Genomic DNA, 22,593 nt, shown 5'->3' with positions numbered 1-22,593 from the left:
ATGAGGAGGAGATTTTTATGAAGTTGATGCGCGTTGGCGAACCGGGCCGTGAAAAACCGGCGCTACTCGATTCCGATGGCAAGATCCGCGATCTTTCGGCGCATGTTTCCGACGTCGGTGGTGAAGCGATTTCGCCGGCAGGCCTTGCAAAGATCGCAGCGCTCGACACGAAGAGCCTCCCGGAATTGACTCCGGGCCGTATTGGCGCCTGTGTTGCGGGCACCGGAAAATTCATCTGTATTGGCCTAAATTTCTCTGATCACGCTGCCGAAACTGGCGCAACGGTTCCGCCAGAACCGATCATTTTCATGAAGGCCACCTCCGCGATCGTCGGCCCCAACGACAACGTCGTCATCCCGCGGGGCTCGGAAAAGACCGATTGGGAGGTTGAACTCGGCGTTGTCATCGGAAAGACCGCGAAATATGTCACCGAAGCCGAAGCGCTGGACTACGTTGCCGGCTATTGCGTCTCCAATGATGTCTCGGAGCGCGCATTCCAGACGGAACGCTCCGGCCAGTGGACTAAGGGCAAATCCTGCGACACCTTCGGCCCGATCGGCCCCTGGCTCGTTACGAAGGATGAGATCGCCGATCCACAGAATCTCGGCATGTGGCTGAAGGTCAACGACGAGACGATGCAGAGCGGGTCGTCGAGGACGATGGTCTATGGGGTCGCTCATCTGGTCTCTTATCTCAGCCAATTCATGTCGCTGCATCCGGGCGATGTGATTTCCACCGGTACGCCGCCGGGCGTCGGCATGGGTTTGAAGCCGCCGCGTTACCTCAAGGCCGGCGATGTCGTCGAACTTGGAATCGAAGGCCTCGGCACGCAGAAGCAGACCTTTGTCGCGGATCGCTGAAACTGTCCGATCTTTAACAATTGTGAGTGTATCATATGCCGGGAATCACATTTCCGGCATTTCTTTTTGCGATGCGGATGCCTATGTTGCTATGCAGCAAAAGCCTGTTACTCTCAATTGAAGTGCCCGCAAACGATGGAAAGAAGTGGATGGTTTGCCTGACGGCGCTGTCCTTTCCGCAAAAGAAAGGTGGCGCAAATCATGTTTTATCAGCTCTATGAATTGAACCATGCTGCGATGGCGCCGTTCCGCGCTGCCGCCGATGCGATGCGGCTTGTTTATGCCAACCCGCTCAATCCATTTTCGCAAACGCCGTACGGCCGCGCGATAGCCGCAAGTCTCGAAATGTTCGAGCGGACGACGCGCCGCTACGGCAAGCCGGCGTTCGGACTGAAGGAAACAGTCGTCGGCGACAGGAAGATCGCAGTGCGCGAAGAGATCGTCTGGTCGCGCGCCTTTTGCAATCTTCTGCATTTTGCGCGCAACACGCCGTCCGGTCACCGCGATCCCCGAATATTAATTGTTGCGCCGATGTCCGGTCACTATGCAACGCTGCTTCGCGGTACAGTCGAAGCGCTGCTTCCGAGCGCCGATGTCTTTATTACCGATTGGATCGATGCCCGCATGGTGCCGATGACGGAAGGCACTTTCGATTTCGACGACTATGTCGACTACGTCATCGAGATGCTGCATTTCCTCGGCCCTGATACGCATGTAGTTGCGGTATGCCAGCCCTCCGTGCCCGTTCTGGCGGCGGCTGCGGTGATGGAAGAGGCAAACGATCCGCTATCTCCGTCTTCGATGACACTGATGGGCGGGCCGATCGATACACGCATCAATCCGACAGCGGTCAATAAACTCGCAGAGGAAAGGCCGCTCGAGTGGTTTGCCGAAAACGCAATCATGAATGTGCCGTGGCCGCAGCCTGGCTTCATGCGCCCGGTCTATCCGGGCTTCCTGCAGCTCTCCGGCTTCATGTCGATGAACCTCGACCGCCACGTCATCGCTCACAAGGAGTTCTTCATGCATCTCGTGAAGAATGACGGCGAGCCCGAAAAGCACCGTGATTTCTATGACGAATATCTTGCCGTGATGGACCTGACCGCGGAATTCTACCTGCAGACGGTCGATCAGGTTTTCATGAAACACTCTCTGCCGAAGGGCGAGTTGATTCATCGCGGCAAGCGCGTCGATCCGGCCGCAATCCGCAATGTTGCGCTCCTGACCGTGGAGGGTGAGAACGACGACATTTCCGGTGTGGGCCAGACGAAGGCGGCGCAGACGATCTGCATCAACATCCCAGACGACATGCGCATGCACTACCTTCAGCCGGACGTCGGCCACTACGGTGTCTTCAACGGATCACGCTTCCGCAGCGAGATCGCGCCGCGTATCCTCAACTTCGTCCGCGAACACTCTCGTTCAGGAAAGCCCGCCGTAAAGCGCGTCATCAGGGGCGGCAAATCCGCCTGAGTTAGCGGATGCTGATTTAACGCTGCTCGTTCAAGGCCTTGTCCGATTTCGCGGGCAATCGTCTTGAAGGGCTGGCTGGCGGTTACCACATCGATTTTCAGCGTTCGGTATTCCGCCGGGCGCAGAAAGCGAGGATACCGCACGATGAACCAGTCAGCATTGCTTCGCCCGGATTGGACTCCGGCCACCGTTGCGTTGATGGTGCTCGGCTTCGTGGTCTTCTGGCCTCTGGGCCTGGCCATGCTTGCCTATATCATCTTCGGCGAGCGCCTTCGTGGTTTCAAGCGCGATGCGAATAACGCGACCGACGGCTTCTTTGCCGGCTGCCGCCGTTCGCATGGCCGCTACCGCCCGCATTTTTCGACCGGCAACGTCGCCTTTGACGATTGGCGGAAGGCCGAGCTTGAGCGTATTGAGGAAGAGCGTCGTAAGCTCGATGAAATGCGTGAGGAATTCGATACCTATATGCGCGAGCTTCGCCGCGCGAAGGATCAGGAAGAGTTCGACCGTTTCATGCGCGACCGCAAGAATTCAAAGCGCAATGACAACGGACCCGCTGCCGAATATCAGACGCCTTAATGGTGTCAGTAGATGATCAGCAAACCGGCATCAACGATGCCGGTTTTTCTATGCCGGATTAGCTGCGAATCGTATAGAAAAAGCACTTATGTTTCCGCTCCTTTCCAAACCGAGACGTACCGTTGCGCGAAAACCTGCTCCGCCCGAAACGCGGACGCTGGACGTTGCAGGCAGGCTGATGCCGCTCACGATCAAGCAGCATGATCGTGCAACCCGCATTACGCTGCGTATCGAGCCCGGCGGTAGGGCGCTGAAAATGACGGTACCGAAGGGCCTTGCGCAGCGCGAGGTCAATGCCTTCCTCGATCGTCATCAGGGATGGCTGCTGACGAAACTGGCAAAGTTCTCCATCGACAGCGCGCTTCGTGACGGCCGTGAAATTCTGCTGCGGGGCGTCAAGCACCGGATCGAACACACCGGCAGTCTGCGCGGCCTGACCGAGGCGGTCATCGTCGATGGCCGGCATATGCTAAGGGTCAGTGGCCTACCGGAACATCTTGGCCGCCGGATCGCAACCTTTCTGAAGAAGGAGGCGCGGGCCGACCTCGAGCGGCTCGCCCGCTTCCACGCCCATTCGATCCAAGCGCCGGTCAAATCGATCTCCATCAAAGACACCCGCAGCCGCTGGGGCTCATGCTCGTCGGAAGGAAACTTGAGTTTTTCCTGGCGCATCGTCATGGCGCCGGCCTCAGTGATCGATTATCTGGCGGCCCACGAAGTCGCGCACCTCAAGGAAATGAATCACGGTCCGCGTTTCTGGGCGCTCTGCGAAAAGCTCTGCCCGCATATGGAAGAGGCGAAATCCTGGCTGAAGCGCTACGGAAGCCAGCTTCACGCAATTGACTTTGATTGAGTGCATAGCCGCGGTAAATTAAGCCTCAGTCGCAAATTGGCTCGACTCTTTTGCCTTTTCGTGTCACTCCGCTGCCATGAAACCCGATATCAAAATCTGCGGCCTGAAGAGCGCTGAAGCGATCGATCGCGCGGTGAATCGCGGCGCGAGCCATATCGGTTTTATCTTCTTCGAGAAGAGCCCGCGTTATATCGAGCCGGATCTTGCCGGAAAGCTTGCCGATCCCGTCCGCGGCAAAGCGAAGATCGTCGCCGTCACAGTTGATCCGACCAATGACGAACTCGATGAAATCGTCGCGCTTTTGAAGCCGGACATGATCCAGCTTCACGGCAATGAGAGCCCGGAACGCGTCTTGACGATAAAGGCCGTCTACGGCCTGCCAATCATGAAGGCATTCTCCATTCGTAGCGCCGATGATCTGAAGCCGGTTGAGGCTTATATTGGGATTGCTGACCGGTTTCTCTTCGACGCCAAACCGCCGAAAGGATCCGAACTACCCGGCGGCAACGGCGTTTCCTTCGATTGGAGTCTGCTCGGCTGGCTTGACGACGGCGTGGATTACATGCTTTCCGGGGGGCTGAACAAGGACAACATTGCCGAAGCGCTGGCGATCACCAAAGCGCCCGGCATCGACGGTTCCTCCGGCGTCGAAAGCGCGCCCGGCGTGAAGAGCGTTGCCATGATCGATGATTTTTTCGATGCGGTCGAGAAGGCTTGCGAGCCTGAAACGGCCTCAAGGAGTTGAGAGTGAACCAGACGCTAAAACCCAATTCCTTCCGTTCCGGTCCCGATGAGGACGGCCGTTTCGGCATCTATGGCGGCCGTTTCGTCGCCGAAACGCTGATGCCGCTGATCCTCGATCTGCAGGACGAATGGAACAAGGCAAAGGACGATCCGGAATTCCAGGCGGAATTGAAACATCTTGGCAGCCACTACATCGGCCGCCCGAGCCCGCTTTATTTCGCTGAGCGCCTGACGGCCGAGCTTGGCGGTGCGAAGATCTATTTCAAGCGCGAAGAGCTGAACCATACGGGCTCGCATAAGATCAACAATTGCATCGGCCAGATCCTGCTTGCCAAGCGCATGGGCAAGACGCGCATCATTGCCGAGACCGGTGCTGGCCAGCATGGCGTTGCCTCTGCAACGGTCGCCGCCCGCTTTGGCCTTCCCTGCGTGGTCTACATGGGTGCGACCGACGTCGAGCGTCAGGCGCCGAACGTTTTCCGCATGAAGCTCCTCGGCGCTGAAGTGAAGCCGGTAACAGCAGGTCACGGCACGCTGAAGGATGCGATGAACGAGGCCCTTCGCGACTGGGTCACCAATGTAGATGACACCTATTATTTGATCGGCACCGCAGCCGGCCCGCACCCCTATCCGGAAATGGTTCGCGATTTCCAGGCGGTCATCGGCACCGAAGCCAAGCAGCAGATGCTGGAAGCCGAAGGACGCCTGCCCGATCTCGTCATCGCGGCGGTTGGCGGCGGTTCGAATGCAATCGGCATCTTCCATCCGTTCCTAGATGACGCAGGCGTCAAGATGGTCGGCGTTGAAGCCGGCGGCAAGGGTCTGCAAGGCGATGAACATTGCGCCTCGATCACAGCCGGCTCGCCGGGTGTCCTTCACGGCAATCGCACGTACCTGCTCCAGGATGGCGACGGCCAAATCAAGGAAGGCCACTCGATCTCGGCCGGTCTCGATTATCCTGGCATCGGCCCCGAGCATTCCTATCTGAACGATATCGGCCGCGTCGAATACGTGCCGATCATGGACCACGAAGCGCTCGATGCTTTCCAGACGCTGACGCGTCTGGAGGGCATCATTCCGGCGCTTGAGCCGTCGCATGCGCTGGCCGAAGTCATCAAGCGCGCGCCGAAAATGGGCAAAGACGAGATCATCCTGATGAACCTCTCCGGCCGCGGCGACAAGGATATCTTCACCGTCGGCAAGATTTTGGGAATGGGTGTGTAAAAAGCATGACCGCACGTATGGATAAACGCTTTGCCGATCTGAAGGCTGAAGGCCGTCCGGCGCTCGTGACCTATTTCATGGGTGGTGACCCGGACTACGAAACCTCGCTCGGCATCATGAAGGCGCTGCCGGAAGCCGGCGCCGATATCATCGAACTCGGCATGCCGTTCTCCGACCCAATGGCCGATGGCCCGGCAATCCAGATGGCTGGCCAGCGCGCGCTGAAGGGCGGACAGACGCTCAGGAAAACGCTGCAGCTAGCCGCCGATTTCCGCAAAAGCGACAGTATGACGCCGATCGTGATGATGGGTTACTACAATCCCATCTACATCTACGGCGTTGAAAAATTTCTTGACGATGCGATTGCTGCCGGTATCGACGGCCTGATCGTCGTCGATCTTCCGCCGGAAATGGACGACGAGCTCTGCATTCCGGCAATCCGCAAAGGCATCAACTTCATCCGTCTGGCGACTCCGACGACCGACGAGAAGCGTCTTCCGACGGTTTTGAAGAACACATCCGGTTTCGTCTATTACGTCTCTATGACTGGCATCACCGGTTCTGCTCTGCCGGATCCTTCGCTGGTTTCCGGGGCCGTGAAACGCATCAAGCAGCACACCAATCTGCCTGTCTGTGTCGGCTTCGGGGTCAAGACAGCTGATCATGCCAAGGTCATCGGCAGCTCGGCCGATGGTGTCGTCGTCGGTACGGCCATTGTCAATCAGGTGGCGACAAGCCTGACTAGGGATGGGAAGGCTACAGCGGACACAGTCCAGGCCGTGGCCACCCTCGTTCGAGGTCTTTCATCCGGGGCACGTTCGGCGCGCCTTGTTGCTGCCGAATAGTGTCCCCACATTGGCTGTAGTCAATCAGGAGTTTTCGACTTGAACTGGATCACCAACTACGTTCGCCCGCGCATCAATTCCATGCTGGGCCGTCGCGAAGTGCCGGAGAACCTCTGGATCAAGTGCCCGGAAACGGGCGAGATGGTCTTCCACAAGGATTTGGAAGACAACAAGTGGGTCATTCCGGCTTCGGGCTATCACATGAAGATGCCTGCAAAGGCACGCCTTGCCGACCTCTTCGATAAGGGCGAATATGAGTCGCTGCCGCAGCCGAAGGTCGCGCAGGATCCGTTGAAGTTCCGCGATTCCAAGAAATACACGGATCGCCTGAAGGATAGTCGTCTCAAGACCGAACAGGAAGACACGATCCTCGCTGGCGTTGGCAAGGTCCGTGGACTGAAGCTCGTCGCCGTCGTGCACGAGTTCAATTTCATGGGCGGTTCGCTCGGCCTCGCTGCCGGTGAGGCGATCGTCAGAGCCTTCGAGCGCGCGATTTCCGAAAAGTGCCCGCTGGTAATGTTCCCGGCTTCCGGTGGCGCGCGAATGCAGGAAGGCATCCTTTCGCTGATGCAGTTGCCGCGCACCACCGTGGCAGTCGACATGCTGAAGGAAGCGGGCCAGCCCTACATCGTCGTTCTCACTAACCCGACGACGGGCGGCGTTACCGCCTCCTACGCGATGCTGGGCGATCTTCATCTGGCCGAGCCGGGCGCCGAGATCTGCTTCGCCGGTAAGCGCGTCATCGAGCAGACGATCCGCGAGAAGCTGCCGGAAGGCTTCCAGACCTCGGAATATCTGCTCGAGCACGGCATGGTCGACATGGTCGTCAAACGGCACGATATTCCCGAAACGCTTGCGCGTGTGTTGAGCATCCTAACCAGGAAGCCTGCTAACTCGGTTGCGACGAATGGCGGCGCGATTGCAATCGCAGCGAGCGCTTGATTAAAACCTGCTTGGGCGGGGTGCTGAATGATACCCAGAGGCCAGACCGCAGTGAGTGAAGCAGCGCAGGAGATCGACAAGCTGATGGGACTGCATCCCAAGGGCTTCGATCTTTCGCTCGATCGCGTTACCCGCCTTCTCGAAGTTCTCGGCAACCCGCAGAACCGGTTGCCGCGTGTCATCCATGTCGCCGGAACGAATGGCAAAGGTTCAGTTACTGCCTTTTGCCGCGCGCTGCTGGAAGCCGGCGGCTACGCCGTTCACGTCCATACCTCGCCGCATCTGGTCAACTGGCATGAGCGTTATCGAATCGGTATCAAGAGCGGTCGCGGCCAGCTGGTTGACGACGCGGTTTTCGCAGACGCGCTCCGGCGCGTCGCAGAAGCCAATGCCGGGCAGAAAATTACGGTTTTCGAAATCCTGACGGCCGTGACTTTCCTGCTCTTTTCCGAGCACCCAGCCGATGCGGCAATCATTGAGGTCGGCCTCGGTGGCCGGTTCGACGCCACAAACGTCATCTCCGATCCGGCTGTTTCCGTCATCATGCCGATCTCTCTCGACCACCAGCCCTATCTTGGTGACCGCGTCGAACTGATCGCGGCCGAAAAGGCCGGCATCATGAAGGCCGGCCATGCCGTGGTGATCGGCCATCAGGAATATGACGCGGTCCTGGATGTGCTGATGGCGACTGCCGAGCGCTTGCATTGCCCGACTGCCGTCTTCGGCCAAGATTACGTGGCCCATGAGGAGTACGGCCGCCTCGTCTATCAGGACGAATTCGGTCTTGCGGACCTGCCATTGCCGCGGCTTCCCGGCCGCCATCAATATGCCAACGCAGCGGCCGCAATCCGCGCCGTCAAGGCAGCGGGTTTCGTCGTCACTGAAGCGATGATGGAAAAGGCTATGAATTCCGTCGAATGGCCTGGCCGCCTCCAGCGGCTGACCGAAGGCAACCTGATCGCACACGCTCCGCCCGGTGCCGAGATATGGGTCGATGGGGGCCACAATCCCGGCGCCGGCGAAGTCATCGCGGAAGCAATGGCAAATTTCGAAGAGAAGCAGCCGCGTCCGCTCTACCTCATAACCGGCATGATCAATACCAAGGAGCCGATCGGCTATTTCAAGGCCTTCGTGGGCCTTGCGGAAAAGGTCTTCTGCGTGCCGATCCGCGGCAGCGACGCGATGATCGATCCTGTGGTTCTGTCAAATTCTGCCTATGATGCTGGCCTTGTCGCCGAGCCGATGTCCACAGTCGGTGAAGCGTTGGACGTGATCAAGGAGACCCTTGATCCGCAGGTTCCGCCGCCGCGAATCCTGATAGGCGGCTCACTCTATCTCGTCGGCGATGTCCTTGCTGACAACGGAACGCCCCCCAAATGAAATAGCCCGGTCGAAGCCGGGCTATTTCATTCAGTATGCGATCAAAAATTAAGCTGCGTTCGAAATCCAGCTCGAAAGAGCGGTCTTCGGAGCAGCACCAACCTTGATATCGGCAACTTCACCAGCCTTGAAGATGGCAAGCGTCGGAATCGAGCGGACGCCGAACTGAGCTGCCAGTTCCGGGTTTTCATCAATATTGAGCTTGGCGACCTTAACCTTGCCGGCAAGTTCGATCGCAATTTCCTCAAGACTCGGAGCGATCATCTTGCACGGACCGCACCACTCAGCCCAAAAATCAACGACGACGGGTTCTGCAGATTCCAGAACTTCCGACTGGAAGTTGTTGATATCGACTTTCACGGTAGCCATAGGCTGCTCCTTTAGCGGAATTTACTGTTGATCCACATGTGATGGTGCGGTGCCAAATTTTCAATGTCCGGTATTTCACTTTGTTTTGAGTCCTGCAAGCGCCATTTCGAGCGCGCTCGCGGTCAGGGTATGAACGGTAGCGTTGTCGGTATAAACCAGCATGCAATCGATGCGCTTGCCGGGATAAAGCGGTGCCAGGATTTCACGGTAGATCGCAAGCTGCGCTTGATGCGCGAAGGGAATATCCTTTGCCATGGCGGGCGGCACGCGGTTGGTCTTGTAATCGATGATGACCACGCGGTCGTCAAACACGGCCAGCCGGTCGACGCGGCCGGAAACGGCATAATGGCGCCCCTCCAGGGCCAGCGTGCCCATGATCGAGACCTCCGGCTGCGCATGCGCTGCAAAAATGGGCTGAAGACTCTGATCTGCTAATAGCCGCAGAACCGCATCAACCAGCCGTTGCCGTTCGGCTTCCGGCCAGAAACGTGCAGCACGAGCCGCGTAACGCGCTGCGGCGTCCGCTCTGTCGACTGGAGCGATGTCCGGTAGAGCCTGCAGCATGCGATGGATCAGGCGCCCTTTTTCCAACGATCGGTCTGAGCGTGTTTTTTCTGCAAAGAGCGGCGAACTGATCAACAGGTTATCCGCCTCCTCATCGATGATCGTTCCGGCGCCGGATGGGCTGAGAGGTCTCGGCAGTTGCCTTTGCGGCGGGAGCGGTTTGAGAATGCTCGAGGGCAAGGTTTCCCGTTCGTCCTTGTCTTCCAGTCTCTCGGAGCGCTCGAACGTGCGGCCTACTTGCGGCACGCGCCATTTCACGCCCTGCCATTCGCCATCTGGTCCTTCGAAAGTTGCGGGCATAACGTGCGGGTGGCTGTCCGCCATCGCCGATGAAATCATCATGTGCCAGGTATCGGTGTTTGCCCTGACACCGCGATAGCCGCAGACAATCAATCGGTCGGCGGCACGCGTCATCGCGACATAGAGCAGCCGCCGGTATTCCTCCTCCGCCAATTTCTGAAGCCGTGCCGTATCGGTTTGCGTCATCGAATTGGTAAGGTCGCTGACCGGGACCCAGACCGGTATCAGAGGGGTATCTGCGTTTGTTTTGAGCAGACGCAGTTTTGGCATGTGCGTATGCGTGAAAGCTTTCGAGCCGCCATCGACAAGGAAAACGATCGGCGCTTCCAGCCCCTTGGAAGCATGTACGGTCATAATCCGCACCTCGTTGCGGCCCTTGTCCTGCTCGCGCTTCACTTCGGGCGCTTCGAGCTCCAGTGTCGAGATGAAGGATTGCAGGCCAGGGAGTCCCGAGCTTTCGTGATCGAGCGCGAATGTCAGGAACTCGTCCAGAATATCGCTGACCTCGGTGCCAAGACGCGCGAGAAACTGCCGCCGGCCGCCGTGAACGCCGAGCAGACGCGAGTAAAAGTCGTGGACGGACAGGTTTCGTGATTGATGAAGAAGTAGCGCGAGCTTTTCAGCCGCGGCCGCATATCGCTCGTGACCGTCTGCTGCAAATTTCTGCAGATGAGTCCAGACGCTTTCATAGTCGCCGCGCAGCGCAGCGAGTGCGAAGATATCGTCTTCCGACAGGTCGAATAGCGGGCTCTTGAGCACGGCCGCCAATGAAAGATCATCCTGCGGCAATAGGAGGAAACGGCCAAGCGCCAGCAAGTCTTGGACGGCGATATGGCTGGTGAGCTTGAGGCGGTCGGCACCCGCGACCGGAATATTGTTGCGCCGCTTCAGCGCGCGGGTCAGGGCGTTGACAAAGGCATCACGCTTGCGGACCAGCACAAGGATGTCGCCAGCCTGGATAAGGCGTTCCTTGCCTTTCTCGACGATCGTCTCGTGTCCGACAAGGCGCTCTATCGTGTGGGCCATACGCCGGGCAAGGATCGCGGCCGGGGCGCTTTCGGGCGTCGCGTCGAATGGCGCCGTCCAGTCTTCGTCCTTAACGGTGGTTTCGGGGGCGATCGTCTCCCAGAGATCGACGGCACCTGGGTGACCGATGCGGCTAGAGCGGTGAACGACCGGCTCTTCGACGGCGCTAAGGCCTCGCGCGTTTTCGGGTGATGCAAAGATGTGGTCGACCGCAGCAAGAACGTCGGATGTCGAGCGAAAGGAAAGGGGTAAACGCACGGACGAAAACATTTGACCGCTTGCCGACACCCGCCTCCTTGTATGCTCGCTCTCCTCGGAGAAACGCTCCGGGCGCGCGCCCTGGAAGGAATAGATCGATTGCTTCTCGTCGCCGACGGCAAACAGCGTCCGCACGACCGGCCGTGCACTTTCGCCGGAAAAGAAATCTTCCGCCAGCGACTGGATCACGCTCCATTGGATCGGGCTCGTATCCTGCGCCTCATCGACCAGGATATGATCGATACCCTGGTCGAGCTTATAGTGAATCCAAGGCCCGACGCCGCTCTTCATCAGCAGATCCGCGGTTCGGGTGATGAGATCTTCGAAATCCAGCTGACTGCGCTGTTTTTTTAGATCCTCGTAATCCTGGTTCAGCCGGTCGGCGAGGATAAGCGCTGCATGCGTGGCATTGAACATGCGCATAATCTTAAGGCGGTCGCGGCAGGCGACGATATGCGCGCGCGCTTCGGAAATCGCATCTGCAAGCTCAGGTGCATCGGAGAGCATGGCTTTGACGGTGAATTGCGAATCCGACTTAGGTTCGCCCTTCGCCGTCAGGAATATCTTTTCCAGCAATTCGGCACGCTTCGCCGCATTCCGCTCATTGGAAGCCTGCCGCAAGCCGTAGGCGACTTCCTGCGCTTTCGCACCGCCCTTCTGGGCTGCCAGTGTCAGGTAGAGGTCGAGCGTCAGGCCGAAAAGACCCGGCAGCGGCCAGTATTGCGAGATGATCTGGGTCTCCGTCTCGTCGGCCGAAAGTTGCAGTTCCGTGCGCAGCGTGGCCGCAATCCCGCCTCGGTGTTCAGCCGCTGAAAGGAAGCGGCGAATGGCGTTACGGCTGGCGACGATCTCGCCAAGCAGTGTTTCCAATCCGGTCTCGTCACCGAGATTGAGAACATAGGAAAAGGCATCAGCAAGTGTTGGATCCTGCTCGGGTGTCGTCGCGGTCAACAGGGAGCGGCGCGCATCGGCGAGCAATGTGGCCGCGGCGCGATCGTCGAGAACCGAAAAGTGTCCGGCGACATTGGCCTCCAGCGGAAACTGATGCAGCAAGGCCTCGCAAAAGGCATGGATGGTTTGGATTTTCAGCCCGCCCGGCGTTTCCAACGCCTTGGCAAAAAGCCGTCTCGCTTCGGCAAGCTTGAGCTGATCCGGTATCGCGCCTTCGATCTGTGTTATCCGGCTTTTCAATTCCTCGTCCGGCAGCACCGCCCACTCGGCCAAACGCGCGAAGACACGGTTCGACATTTCAGATGCGGCTGCCTTGGTATAAGTGAGGCAGAGGATGGCAGAGGGCCGCGCGCCGGCCAGCAGGAGCCGGATGACACGCTGCGTCAGCACATGCGTCTTGCCAGAACCAGCATTGGCTGAAACCCAGGCTGACCGCGAGGGGTCGGAGGCAATCGACTGCTGGATCGTCGTCCAACTGATCCACGTGCGGGGATCGTCGCCTTCCGGAAGTGCGGTCGGATCATTCATCACCGCCCCCCTCTTCATTTTCGGCCGTCGACCATTCGGAGACGCGAGCCAGGTGATCGTAATCGCCGCCGAAATCGAACTGCTGCGCCGGAATTAACCGTGACGTGAAGCCACGCTCGCCGGACTGCAGCAGAGACACGAATTTGACCAATTGATCGATCGATTCCTCTGCCAGGTCGCGGGCTGATTTTGCCTTTTCGCTGCGCGCCGAAGTCTCGTTGTTGACCACGTCAGTGCGGAAACGGCTGCCGGGCCGGAGGCGCACATAGATGAGATCCTGCGGCACCAGGCTTCCGATGTCGCGAAACGCACCGGCACTGAGCGCCGCAGCCTCGAGCGCCAGTTGTGGGTCGAGTAGCGCGCGCGCCTGCGCGGGCGTTGGATTGAAGCCGGTTTTGTAGTCGATGATGTCGGCGGCGTTGGGACCGGTCGCATCGATGCGGTCAGCCACGCCGGTCAACCGGATGCTGATCGGTTCGAGCTCGACGCTGCCGCGCACTTCCGTATAGGTCCTGCGGATCGCCGGCCGCCGCTCCGCTTCCCATTCGAGAAATGCGCGCGCCACCTCCCGGAAACGCGGACGCCAGACCGCGTCGATATGCGGCGGCAGGCGCTCCACATCGAAGAGTTCCGTCAGAATGGTTTCCATCGCGTCTGCGGCTTCCGGCGTACCGGCAGCATGTCCTTCACGGACAAAGCGGTCGATGATTGCGTGATAAAGTGTCCCGCGCTCTGCAGCACCCGGATCGCGATTGAAGGGATCGACCGGATCGAGCCGCAGGATGCGGCGTGCATAGATTGAATAGGGGTCGCGCCGCAAGCGGCCGGCCTCGCTGAAGGAATAGGATTTCGGCTGCAATTCGAGCGGTGGCGTGGGCGAGGGGCGCTGCGCAGGCACTTGGCTCCTGCCCTCGTCCAGCAGGCTTACCCAATGCACGAAGCGGTCGCCGCGTGCTTTCAGTTCCCTTTCGAAAGTCTCGCCACCCAGCGCCAGCAGCCGCTGAAGCCAGCGCGAAGCGACCGTCGGCGTCGAGCCTTGCCGCAGCGAGCGCGAATAGATCAGATGCCGTGTTCCGCTCGCCATTTCGAAGTCATGGGCGAGTTGGCCGATGCGTCGCTCCGGCGGCTCGAGGCCGATTTCCGTCTTCATTGCGCGCGAGATGAAGGGATTGTTTGCCGTCTGACCGGGCCAGGAGCCTTCATTCAGTCCCCCTAGGATCAGGGTGTCGACGCTTTGCAGCCGCGCTTCCAACGTGCCGAAAATGAAGACCCTCGGATGGCTGAGCGCGCGCGGTTTGACCGCCTGGCCTGCCGAAAGAGCCGCCATGATATCGATCCATTGCGGTCCATCGGCTTCGATCTGGCCCTCCGTCTCGATCACTTCTCTCAGCAGGCTTGCAAGTGAATCACCCGCTTCACCAGCCCAGAGATTGGCGAGGGTGCCGCGTTCATCGACTGCTACGGCTTCGAGCGCACGTCCGGTCCGCTCGGCCCAATCGGAAAGGGTGAAGCTGGTCGTCAGTCCACTGCCATCCGGTCGGTGCCGGACGAGCGCGGATGCCAGCGGTTCGGTCGCATTCGACACCCGCCGGGCAAGATTGCGCGCTTGCTCCACCGCTTCCGGCGGAAGCGACCTCCGCCAGTTCGGCGCGTGTCTATCCCGTGCCTGCTCTGAAAGTTGATGATCGAGTAAGGGTTCGAGCGCGCTGATATCAACTTCGGCAACGCCGCCACGCAAGGCTAGTAATTCCAGTGCCTCGATGGCTTGTGTGAGCGCGCCGCGTTCGAGGCCGAAGCGGGCCAGCGGATGTTTGAGCAAGGCCACGATTGAGACCGGATCGCCGGGCCGAAGTGTTGCTTCGAGAAGCAGTTGCAAAAGCGTGCCCTGCAGCATAGCAGCAAGTGGCGTGCTGGCCGAGTCGTCGGCCAAGATGCCGAAACGAGAGAGCTCTGCCATCACGCGCCGGGCGAGATTGCGGTCGGGCGTGATAAGTGCTGCCTGGCTGTCGCCGTTTCGTCCCGGCTGCTCCAATGCAAGCCGTAAGGCTATGGCGATCGCGGTCGCTTCCTCGCGTTCGTTTGCGGTTTCGATCAGCGAGACATCGGCAAAGGCTGCCGCCAGTGCATCATTCGGGAGCTCCTTCTTCCATTCGCCCCAATTGCTCGTCGCTTCCGCGGGCACAAGGGCGCGGGAAAGAATTTCTGCGCGGCGATGCAGATCTTGTTCCGCCTCCTCGATTGCAACGACGTCGCCGCGCGTGAGTTTCAACCGTTTGAGGAGGGACGAAAGCCCATATTGCGGGTGACTTCGGCTCGCGGGGTTGGTCCGCTCGCCAGCGGTGATCTCTGGCGCAACCATCTGCCAATGCGCTTCCGGCATGGATAGATCGAGACCTGGCAGCACGATCACGCCTTCAGGCAGATTGGCGACGGCAGCGATGAGGTCGGCCGTCGCCGGCATCGAGCCAGTGGACCCGGCAATAATAATTGGTCCGGCGGGTTTGGCCGCTGTGAGCCGGTTGGCCTCCGCGCGCAGGATGGCATTGCGATGCCGTGCCGGTGACGATTTTCCGAGCTCGGCAAGCCGTTCCGGCCAGAAAGCGCTGGCAATCTGCAGAAATTCGGCCGTCAACTGCCACCACAGAGCGTGATCTTCGGCATCGAGCTTCGAGAGTTCCGACCACTCGCGATCCTCGGTCTCGATGGAATCGATCAATTCGGCAAGATTGCGTGCGAGCCAGATCGCGTCTGCCGGGCTCGCCGGCGCAGCCAAGGGCGAGTCGGCGTGGACACGCCGCACGATCTCTGGCAGCCTGTTGCGCCACGCGAGGATGAGGCGAGCAAGTTCCAGTAGGCGCGCCGTATTCGAAAGCGGCTGCGCGAGATCGAGTGTCGCAGGTAGCGCCTCCTCGAAATAGCCGCTGTCGTCATCCGTCTCGCCGAGCGGCCGGATAACCGGCAAGATTGCCGAACGGCCACCAAGGAGATCGACGAATTCCGAACGCAGCACGCGGGCAGCGCGTCGCGTTGGCAGGTAAATCGTCACCTTGGAGAGCGAGAGCGGATCATCTGGATCGTGCCGGAAGAGTGGCGCGAGACGCCCGTCGCAGAGCGCCGCGGCAAGCGTCTTCAGGAAAGGCAGACCTGTTGGGATCGTTCGAACGCGGGGCTGGTGCCGTTCGGCCATCCGTCACACAAACGTCCGGAAGCGCCGGATCGTTTCCTCCGCTTCGTCGATCGCCTCCGGCGTCCCGACCGTCAGCCAATGGCCTTCGAGCATCGTACCGAAAAGCCGTCCGCGCTCGATCGCTTTATCGAAATAGATATTGATATTGAACGGATCATCGGCGGGCGCGTCGTCCAACAACGATGTGTCCATGACGATCGCGCCGGCATAGACGACGGGATTCGGACCCTCTTCATGATAGCGGGTTAGCCTGCCATCTGGGGCAAGGTTGAAGTCATTCTTGCCGTTGTGGCCGGTCGTATCCGCGAGCTTGACGCAGAGCATCGCCATATCCATCCGGCTCGCATCGAAGAATCCGGCTAAATGTCGAAGATTGCTCGGCCTATCAGGGTGCTCGCCGATCCAGAAAAGATCGGCATTGGTGACGAAAACCGTGCCACGATCAAGCAGCTTGAGGCCCTTTGCCAGGCCACCGCCACTATTCATCAGCTGGTCGCGTTCGTCGGAAATAATGATATCGAGCGCTTTGTAGGAATTCAGATGCGCGAGCATCTGGTCGGCAAAATGGTGAACGTTAACAACCGCCCTCTCGACGCCTGCCTCGGCCAGCGAGTCCAATGCATAGTCGATCATCGGCTTGCCGTCGATTTTCACCAGCGGCTTCGGGATCGTATCGGTGATCGGGCGCATGCGGGTGCCAAGGCCGGCAGCCAGCACCATGGCTTGTTTGATGGTCATCTGATCCGGAACTATGATTCGCTCTAACCTATTCCAGCCCTTGCGCACCAATCGCGCAAGGGGGCGAGCGCTTCATGTTCAAGCGCCACCTTGAGATAGGAGAGCGTGCGGGGCATGTGTTTCGTATAGCCGGGCTTTCCGTCGCGCTGTAACAGCCGCACCCAGAGACCAGCAAGCTTGCAGTTGCGCTGGGCTGACATGATCGCCCAGCTTTTCAGGAAGCTGGCTTCCTCAAAGTTGCCCTGTGCGCGACGAAGAGCCAAATAGTCGTCCATGAGCTGCTTGAACAAGGCAGGCTCGATGGTGACGCGCGCATCCTGCACGATGGACGCAAGATCATAGGCGGTCGGGCCAATCATGGCGTCCTGAAAATCGATGAGACCGATCTTCTGAATGCCTTTCTGTCCTTCGCGCCAGATGATGTTTGGCGAATGAAAATCGCGGAGCAACAGATTTTTTTCCGCCGATGCGAGATCATCGATAAGCGCATCCCAGATCGCCAGATACTCCTTACGCTCGGGATCGCTGGCAGCCGTACCGCGCTGCCAGGGGAGATACCAGTCGAGAGCAAGGCGCACTTCCATCTTCATGGCGGTACGGTCGAAATCGGGAATGTGATGGATGCGGGTTTCGGTGACGCGGATATCGCGTGGAATTTTCATGCCGTGCAGTTGTGCCAGACAGGCGACACTTTGTCGGTAGCGCTGGGCAATAGGCTTGCCGTCCGCGTCGAGTACCCCATCGCTGCCGAGATCTTCGATCAGCAAAATACCCTGATCATAGTCGACCTCGTAGATTTCGGGCGTTGCAAAGCCCCTTTCGCGTAGCACGTTGGCAATTGCAACAAAAGGATAGGCATTCTCGGCGATGTGGGCAACCTTCGGATAAGGCTTTCCATCGAGTACTGCCGGTCCCTCGGGGAGCGGCGGCCAGTCCATCAGGATCTTCCGACCGTCCTGATCCGGATAGATGGCTTCATAGGCGCGCAGCGACGCATCACCCGTCAGGAAGCGGCGCTTGGCGGTTGGATGCCCGGCTTTCATGAGAAAAGCGCGGATGGCTAGAGCCCGGCGGATTCTCTGCATCTGCCTGGGCGGTGCGGCGATCGTTGCGCGCCGGCCACTGCCTTCGTGTTCCAGTTTCATCGCGATGCGATCGGCGGGGAGTTCGCCTTCTGCCATTTCCGGCCATTCGACAAGGCAGATGCCGCTTTGAAGGGCTTCGTCGAAGCCGAGTTCCTCCAGTTCCGCGCCGTCAGCGAGGCGGTAGAGATCGAAATGCGAAACTGGAATCCGCAACTCGTAGGATTGAACCAGCGTGAATGTCGGGCTCGGTACCTCAAGCCGTTCGTCGTCCGCTATCGCGCGCAGAAGCGCGCGGGCAAGGGACGATTTTCCTGCGCCGAGATCCCCGGAAAGCGCTAGGCAATCGCCGGCCTTCAGCGCGAGCGCCAGATCTTCTCCGAAGCGGATTGTTGCTGCCTCGTCCTTCAGAAAAAGGGAGATTGCGCTGTTTTCCGTGATCATTCTGCCGCTGCGATGGAATGCGGCAGGCTGACTGAGGGAATCCGGCAAATAACCTTCGTACCCCTGCCTGGTTGGCTGTCGATCGCCACCTTGCCATTATGCAGGCTAACGAAGCTATCGACGATAGAAAGGCCGAGGCCTGCACCACCACGCTTGCCGCTCTTTTCGCCCGTAGCGAAGCGGTCGAAAACCGTTGCGATCATCTCCTGCGGAATACCCGGGCCGCGGTCACTGACCGAGAAGACGAAATCCGCGCCCTCGCGATGGCATTCGAGAGAGATTGCAGCACCGTCCGGCGAGAAATTCGCAGCATTGGCGAGCAACTTCAGCAGGATTTGCTTCAGACGCTGAGGATCGGCGACGATCGAGCCAAGGTAGGCAGGCGCCGTGATCTCCAACGTTACACCGCTTTCCTGCAACCGATCAGCGATCTGCATGGAGACATCATCGAGAAGATCGTTGAGATCAATCTCCGAATAATTGAGCCGCATGATGCCGGCATCGACGGTCGCAAGATCGAGAATATCGTTGACCAACGTCAGCAAAACGGATGAGGACGTCGAAATGTGGTCGATATATTCGGCTTGGCGTTCGTTCAGTGGCCCGACACCTGGCGTGCGCAGCAGATCGGCAAAGCCGATGATATTGGTCAGCGGCGAACGCAGCTCATAGGAGACATGTTGGACGAAATCGTTCTTCAGTTCGTCGGCCTTGCGCAGTGCTTCATTCTTTTCCGTCAACGCGCGTTCGGCGCGGACGCTGTCCGTCATGTTGACGAAGGTCAGCATCGTCTGCGCATTCGGCAGCGGGATGATGGCGTAGTCCAGCACAAGGCCGGAAAGCAATTCCAGTGTTCCCTGGCTGGAGCGGCGCTCGTCGTCGAAGCTGGTAATCAGCTCTGCAAAGGTCTTCCAGCCGTCCGGCCGGTCATAGGATGGCAAGCACGCTTCGCCGATCGCGCGAATATGCGTTCCCGGCTTGGCTTCGGCTTCTGTAATGCCCCAGAGCATACGGAAGGCCGGGTTCGAAAGGCGCATACGGCCGTCAGGTCCGAAAACGGCGACGCCTTCGGAGAGATGGTCAATCGTTTCACCCTGAACCTTGACCAGCGTGTTGTATCGCGTTTCGAGCGCGACCTGTTCGGTCAAATTCTCGAAGACCCACGTCGCGCCGCCTTGTGGATGCGCGGTCGCAAAGACCCGCAGCGTCTGCCCATTCGGCAAATGCCAGAGGTCCGTTTGCGTATCGAGCGCCCGATAGACGGAAAGCGCGGCCTCCTTCCAGCTTTTCCAGTTGAGCTGATCGGAAAGCTTCTTTGCGGCGCGCAAACGCTCCAGCAGTTCGGCATTGTCAGGTTTGCTTTCGAGGAAAGCGATGTCGAGTTCCCAGAGTGCGACGAAGGCCTGGTTATAGAATTGCAGACGGCGGTCGCCATTGAAGATCGCAACGGGCGTCGCGAGGTGGTCCAACGTTTCGGCATGGCTTTTCAGCGTGCGCTCAAGCTCTGCGCGAAGCGATTCGGCATCCGAAACGTCGATAGCGATGCCCGCTGAACCGCTCGGCAGCTTCACGTCCACGACGTCGAAGAAGGTGCGATTGCCACGAACGACAGTCGAAATCCTGTCGTGGAAAGGTGATTCCGGCGTGGCGGCAGCACGGATGCGTTCGCGGGCGATCGTTGTCAGGAACTCCCGTCCTTCGTTGATCGCGTGCTGCGGCGACTTCGCCTCGACCGCATCGCCATAGGCCTGATTGACCCAGGCGAGGCGTCCTTCGGAGTCGCGCTGCCAGGCAGGCAGGTCGATCGCGTCGAGCAGGTTCTGGAAGGCCGAGATCGAGGACATCAGCCGGTCGCGCTCGATCTTCAATTCGGCAAGCTCGGCGCGAAGATTGTTGAGTGCCACGAAGCGTACGAAAGCGCGGCCACCGGAAACCCGGCCTTGCGCCTCGAGAATTTCTTCGCGATTGGTTTCGACGACCATATCGAAGCTTTGTGCGGCACTACGCAGACGATCGATCGCCCTTTCGAGCTCCGACGCAGAACGAGGTTTCAACCAGAGGCCGAACGCCAGGAATTCGCTGTCTTGCGGCGCACCGGTCTCGGCTGGAAGCTGGCCGAGCAGCTCCGGCCGCTCGTTGCCGTCCCAGACAACGATGCGGCGATTCTTGTCGGCGATCAGCGCCTGGTATTGCGAAATACGCTGATGCGCATCGGAAAGAGCGGAGCGGATTTCGCGGCTTTCGTTTTCAAGATTGCCGCGCTGGCGCACGAGCCAGAGCGTCGAAAGCAAGGCTGCGGAAATGACGCCGATCACGACGGAAAAACCGACGACCTGCGACGATGTGAAAAGATGCGCGGATGCCGTTGCTTCGGATTCGACTTGAGCCAGAACTGGTCGCGCCAAAGCTGCGATAGCCGTCCCGCCTGCGCAAATTCTTGCGAGCCGCGCCAGTGATCCCGAGCTTACCTTCACGGTTGTTCTGGCCGCCGCACAAGTATGTTTTTCACCTGCCTCGACTGAACGGACATCAGGCCAAACGCCCTCGTCCGCCTGTCCCGGCAGGTTGTGATTCACTTTCGACATCAGCGGTATGTCTCCGTCCTTCAATGTGCCGCATTACGACAAGACATCCCATTTTCGGGCAAACCGGATAACTCCGCGCCACGAATCGAGTTCTAAAACAATACTTCGGAAGGGAATCGGCGGAAAGGTGTGTTCCAAAAAATAAGGATGCCGCATATGTCAATGCGGCATCCCCAAGATGTTGTGGATATTGTTACTCAGATCAATATCTGTAGTGGTCAGACTTGAAAGGCCCCTTCGGCGAAACGCCGATATAGGCGGCCTGTTCTTCAGAAAGCTGCGTCAGTTTCACGCCAAGCTTGTCGAGGTGCAAGCGCGCAACCTTCTCGTCGAGGTGCTTAGGCAGGATGTAGACCTGGTTGGAATATTGATCCGGCTTGGTGAAGAGTTCGATCTGAGCCAGAGTCTGGTTGGTGAAGGAAGCCGACATGACGAAGGACGGATGGCCTGTTGCGTTGCCGAGGTTGAGCAGGCGGCCTTCGGAGAGAAGGATGATGCGATTGCCCTTCGGGAACTCGATCAGATCGACCTGTGGCTTGACATTCGTCCACTTGAGGTTGCGGAGCGCAGCAACTTCGATTTCGTTGTCGAAGTGGCCGATGTTGCCGACGATCGCCATATCCTTCATCTGACGCATATGGTCGATGCGGATGACGTCCTTGTTGCCAGTCGTGGTGACAAAGATATCAGCCGACGAGACGACGTCCTCGAGCAGCACGACTTCATAACCGTCCATGGCGGCCTGCAGCGCGCAGATCGGATCGGCTTCCGTGACCTTGACGCGGGCACCGGCGCCGGAAAGCGATGCCGCCGAACCCTTGCCGACGTCGCCATATCCGCAAACGACGGCAACCTTGCCGGCCATCATCACGTCAGTGGCGCGACGGATGCCATCGACCAGCGATTCCTTGCAGCCGTACTTGTTGTCGAATTTCGACTTGGTGACCGAGTCGTTGACGTTGATCGCCGGGAAGGGCAACAGGCCCTTCTGGCTAAGCTGGTAGAGGCGGTTGACGCCGGTGGTGGTTTCTTCGGTGACACCCTTGATCGCATCACGCTGTTTCGTGAACCAGCCTGGTGAAGCGGCAAGGCGCTTCTTGATCTGTGCGAAGAGGATTTCTTCTTCTTCGGAATGCGGGTGCGAGAGCACGTCTTCGCCAGCTTCAGCACGCGCGCCGAGCAGGATGTACATGGTAGCGTCGCCACCATCGTCGAGGATCATGTTGGAGAGACCGCCATCGGCCCACTGGAAGATCTTGTCGGTGTAGACCCAGTAGTCCTCGAGCGATTCGCCCTTGACGGCAAAGACCGGAACGCCGGAAGCCGCGATTGCGGCAGCGGCATGGTCCTGCGTCGAGAAGATGTTGCACGAGGCCCAGCGGACTTGGGCGCCGAGCGCCACCAGCGTTTCGATCAGAACAGCCGTCTGGATCGTCATGTGCAGCGAGCCCGTGATGCGCGCGCCCTTCAGCGGTTGCGACGGGCCGAATTCGGCGCGGCAGGACATGAGGCCCGGCATTTCGGTTTCGGCGATCGTAATTTCCTTGCGGCCGAAATCCGCCAGACCGATATCGGCGACGACATAATCTTTTTCAGTGCTCATCGAGGTCTCCAGCTGAAAAGCGTCTCATAGTCAAAGCGCGCAGTGACGGCGCAATAGC

General features: G+C 59.1%; 16 protein-coding genes. 9 read left to right on the top strand and 7 right to left on the bottom strand.

Annotation, left to right across the window (positions count from 1 at the left end):
• Positions 1–17: 17 nt before the first annotated feature.
• The 9 genes from ACZ9BX_RS15795 (at position 18) to ACZ9BX_RS15755 (ending at position 8,900) form a co-directional block, all read left to right on the top strand.
• Positions 18–860 (top strand): fumarylacetoacetate hydrolase family protein, encoded by an 843-nt coding sequence (locus tag ACZ9BX_RS15795; RefSeq protein WP_476218815.1) that lies wholly within the window; start codon positions 18–20, stop codon positions 858–860.
• Between the two features lie 201 nt (positions 861–1,061).
• Positions 1,062–2,333, top strand: coding sequence for a polyhydroxyalkanoate depolymerase (locus ACZ9BX_RS15790; RefSeq protein ID WP_476218814.1), 1,272 nt, complete (start codon positions 1,062–1,064; stop codon positions 2,331–2,333).
• A 144-nt stretch (positions 2,334–2,477) separates the two neighbouring features.
• Complete coding sequence (locus ACZ9BX_RS15785) at positions 2,478–2,912, top strand: DUF2852 domain-containing protein (RefSeq protein WP_476218813.1); 435 nt, start codon at positions 2,478–2,480, stop codon at positions 2,910–2,912.
• A gap of 88 nt (positions 2,913–3,000) precedes the next feature.
• Complete coding sequence (locus ACZ9BX_RS15780; protein ID WP_476218812.1) at positions 3,001–3,765, top strand: M48 family metallopeptidase; 765 nt, start codon at positions 3,001–3,003, stop codon at positions 3,763–3,765.
• A 76-nt stretch (positions 3,766–3,841) separates the two neighbouring features.
• Complete coding sequence (locus ACZ9BX_RS15775) at positions 3,842–4,510, top strand: phosphoribosylanthranilate isomerase (protein ID WP_476218811.1); 669 nt, start codon at positions 3,842–3,844, stop codon at positions 4,508–4,510.
• A 2-nt stretch (positions 4,511–4,512) separates the two neighbouring features.
• Positions 4,513–5,733 carry a tryptophan synthase subunit beta gene (gene trpB, locus ACZ9BX_RS15770; protein WP_132561982.1) on the top strand — a complete coding sequence of 407 codons (1,221 nt, stop codon included), beginning with the start codon at positions 4,513–4,515 and terminating at the stop codon, positions 5,731–5,733.
• Between the two features lie 5 nt (positions 5,734–5,738).
• Positions 5,739–6,578, top strand: coding sequence for a tryptophan synthase subunit alpha (gene trpA, locus ACZ9BX_RS15765; RefSeq protein ID WP_132561980.1), 840 nt, complete (start codon positions 5,739–5,741; stop codon positions 6,576–6,578).
• A 39-nt stretch (positions 6,579–6,617) separates the two neighbouring features.
• Positions 6,618–7,520 carry an acetyl-CoA carboxylase, carboxyltransferase subunit beta gene (gene accD / locus ACZ9BX_RS15760; RefSeq protein ID WP_476218810.1) on the top strand — a complete coding sequence of 301 codons (903 nt, stop codon included), beginning with the start codon at positions 6,618–6,620 and terminating at the stop codon, positions 7,518–7,520.
• 27 nt (positions 7,521–7,547) lie between these two features.
• Complete coding sequence (locus ACZ9BX_RS15755) at positions 7,548–8,900, top strand: bifunctional folylpolyglutamate synthase/dihydrofolate synthase (protein WP_260307468.1); 1,353 nt, start codon at positions 7,548–7,550, stop codon at positions 8,898–8,900.
• Positions 8,901–8,948: 48 nt separating this feature from the next.
• Here the strand turns inward: ACZ9BX_RS15755 and trxA are convergent, their stop codons facing one another.
• The 7 genes from trxA to ahcY all read right to left on the bottom strand — a co-directional run bounded on the left by trxA (position 8,949) and on the right by ahcY (position 22,535).
• On the bottom strand, positions 8,949–9,269 hold the full coding sequence (gene trxA / locus ACZ9BX_RS15750) for a thioredoxin (RefSeq protein WP_086997466.1): 321 nt from the start codon (positions 9,267–9,269) through the stop codon (positions 8,949–8,951).
• A gap of 75 nt (positions 9,270–9,344) precedes the next feature.
• The gene (gene addA, locus ACZ9BX_RS15745) at positions 9,345–12,896 is read right to left on the bottom strand and encodes a double-strand break repair helicase AddA (RefSeq protein WP_476218809.1); all 3,552 of its coding nucleotides are present in this window, start codon (positions 12,894–12,896) and stop codon (positions 9,345–9,347) included.
• Entirely contained in the window at positions 12,889–16,083 is a 3,195-nt protein-coding gene (gene addB, locus ACZ9BX_RS15740; protein ID WP_476218808.1) for a double-strand break repair protein AddB, read from the bottom strand. Before addB ends, addA begins: the two co-directional genes overlap by 8 nt.
• Before the next feature lie 3 nt (positions 16,084–16,086).
• A complete protein-coding gene (locus ACZ9BX_RS15735; RefSeq protein ID WP_476218807.1) occupies positions 16,087–16,821 on the bottom strand; it encodes a nucleotidyltransferase family protein in 735 nt (244 codons plus the stop codon).
• Between the two features lie 23 nt (positions 16,822–16,844).
• The gene (gene tsaE / locus ACZ9BX_RS15730; RefSeq protein WP_476218806.1) at positions 16,845–18,347 is read right to left on the bottom strand and encodes a tRNA (adenosine(37)-N6)-threonylcarbamoyltransferase complex ATPase subunit type 1 TsaE; all 1,503 of its coding nucleotides are present in this window, start codon (positions 18,345–18,347) and stop codon (positions 16,845–16,847) included.
• Positions 18,344–20,932: a PAS domain-containing sensor histidine kinase gene (locus ACZ9BX_RS15725; protein WP_476218805.1), complete on the bottom strand. Its 2,589-nt coding sequence runs from the start codon at positions 20,930–20,932 to the stop codon at positions 18,344–18,346. The genes tsaE and ACZ9BX_RS15725 overlap by 4 nt, the downstream gene beginning before the upstream one ends.
• Positions 20,933–21,134: 202 nt before the next feature.
• Positions 21,135–22,535: an adenosylhomocysteinase gene (gene ahcY, locus ACZ9BX_RS15720; RefSeq protein WP_132561966.1), complete on the bottom strand. Its 1,401-nt coding sequence runs from the start codon at positions 22,533–22,535 to the stop codon at positions 21,135–21,137.
• Positions 22,536–22,593: the final 58 nt, after the last annotated feature.

The sequence above is a fragment of the Rhizobium sp. USDA 3886 genome (assembly GCF_056279785.1).
Note: the sequence above shows the minus strand (reverse complement) of the source record. Positions and strands in the feature narration are given on the sequence as shown.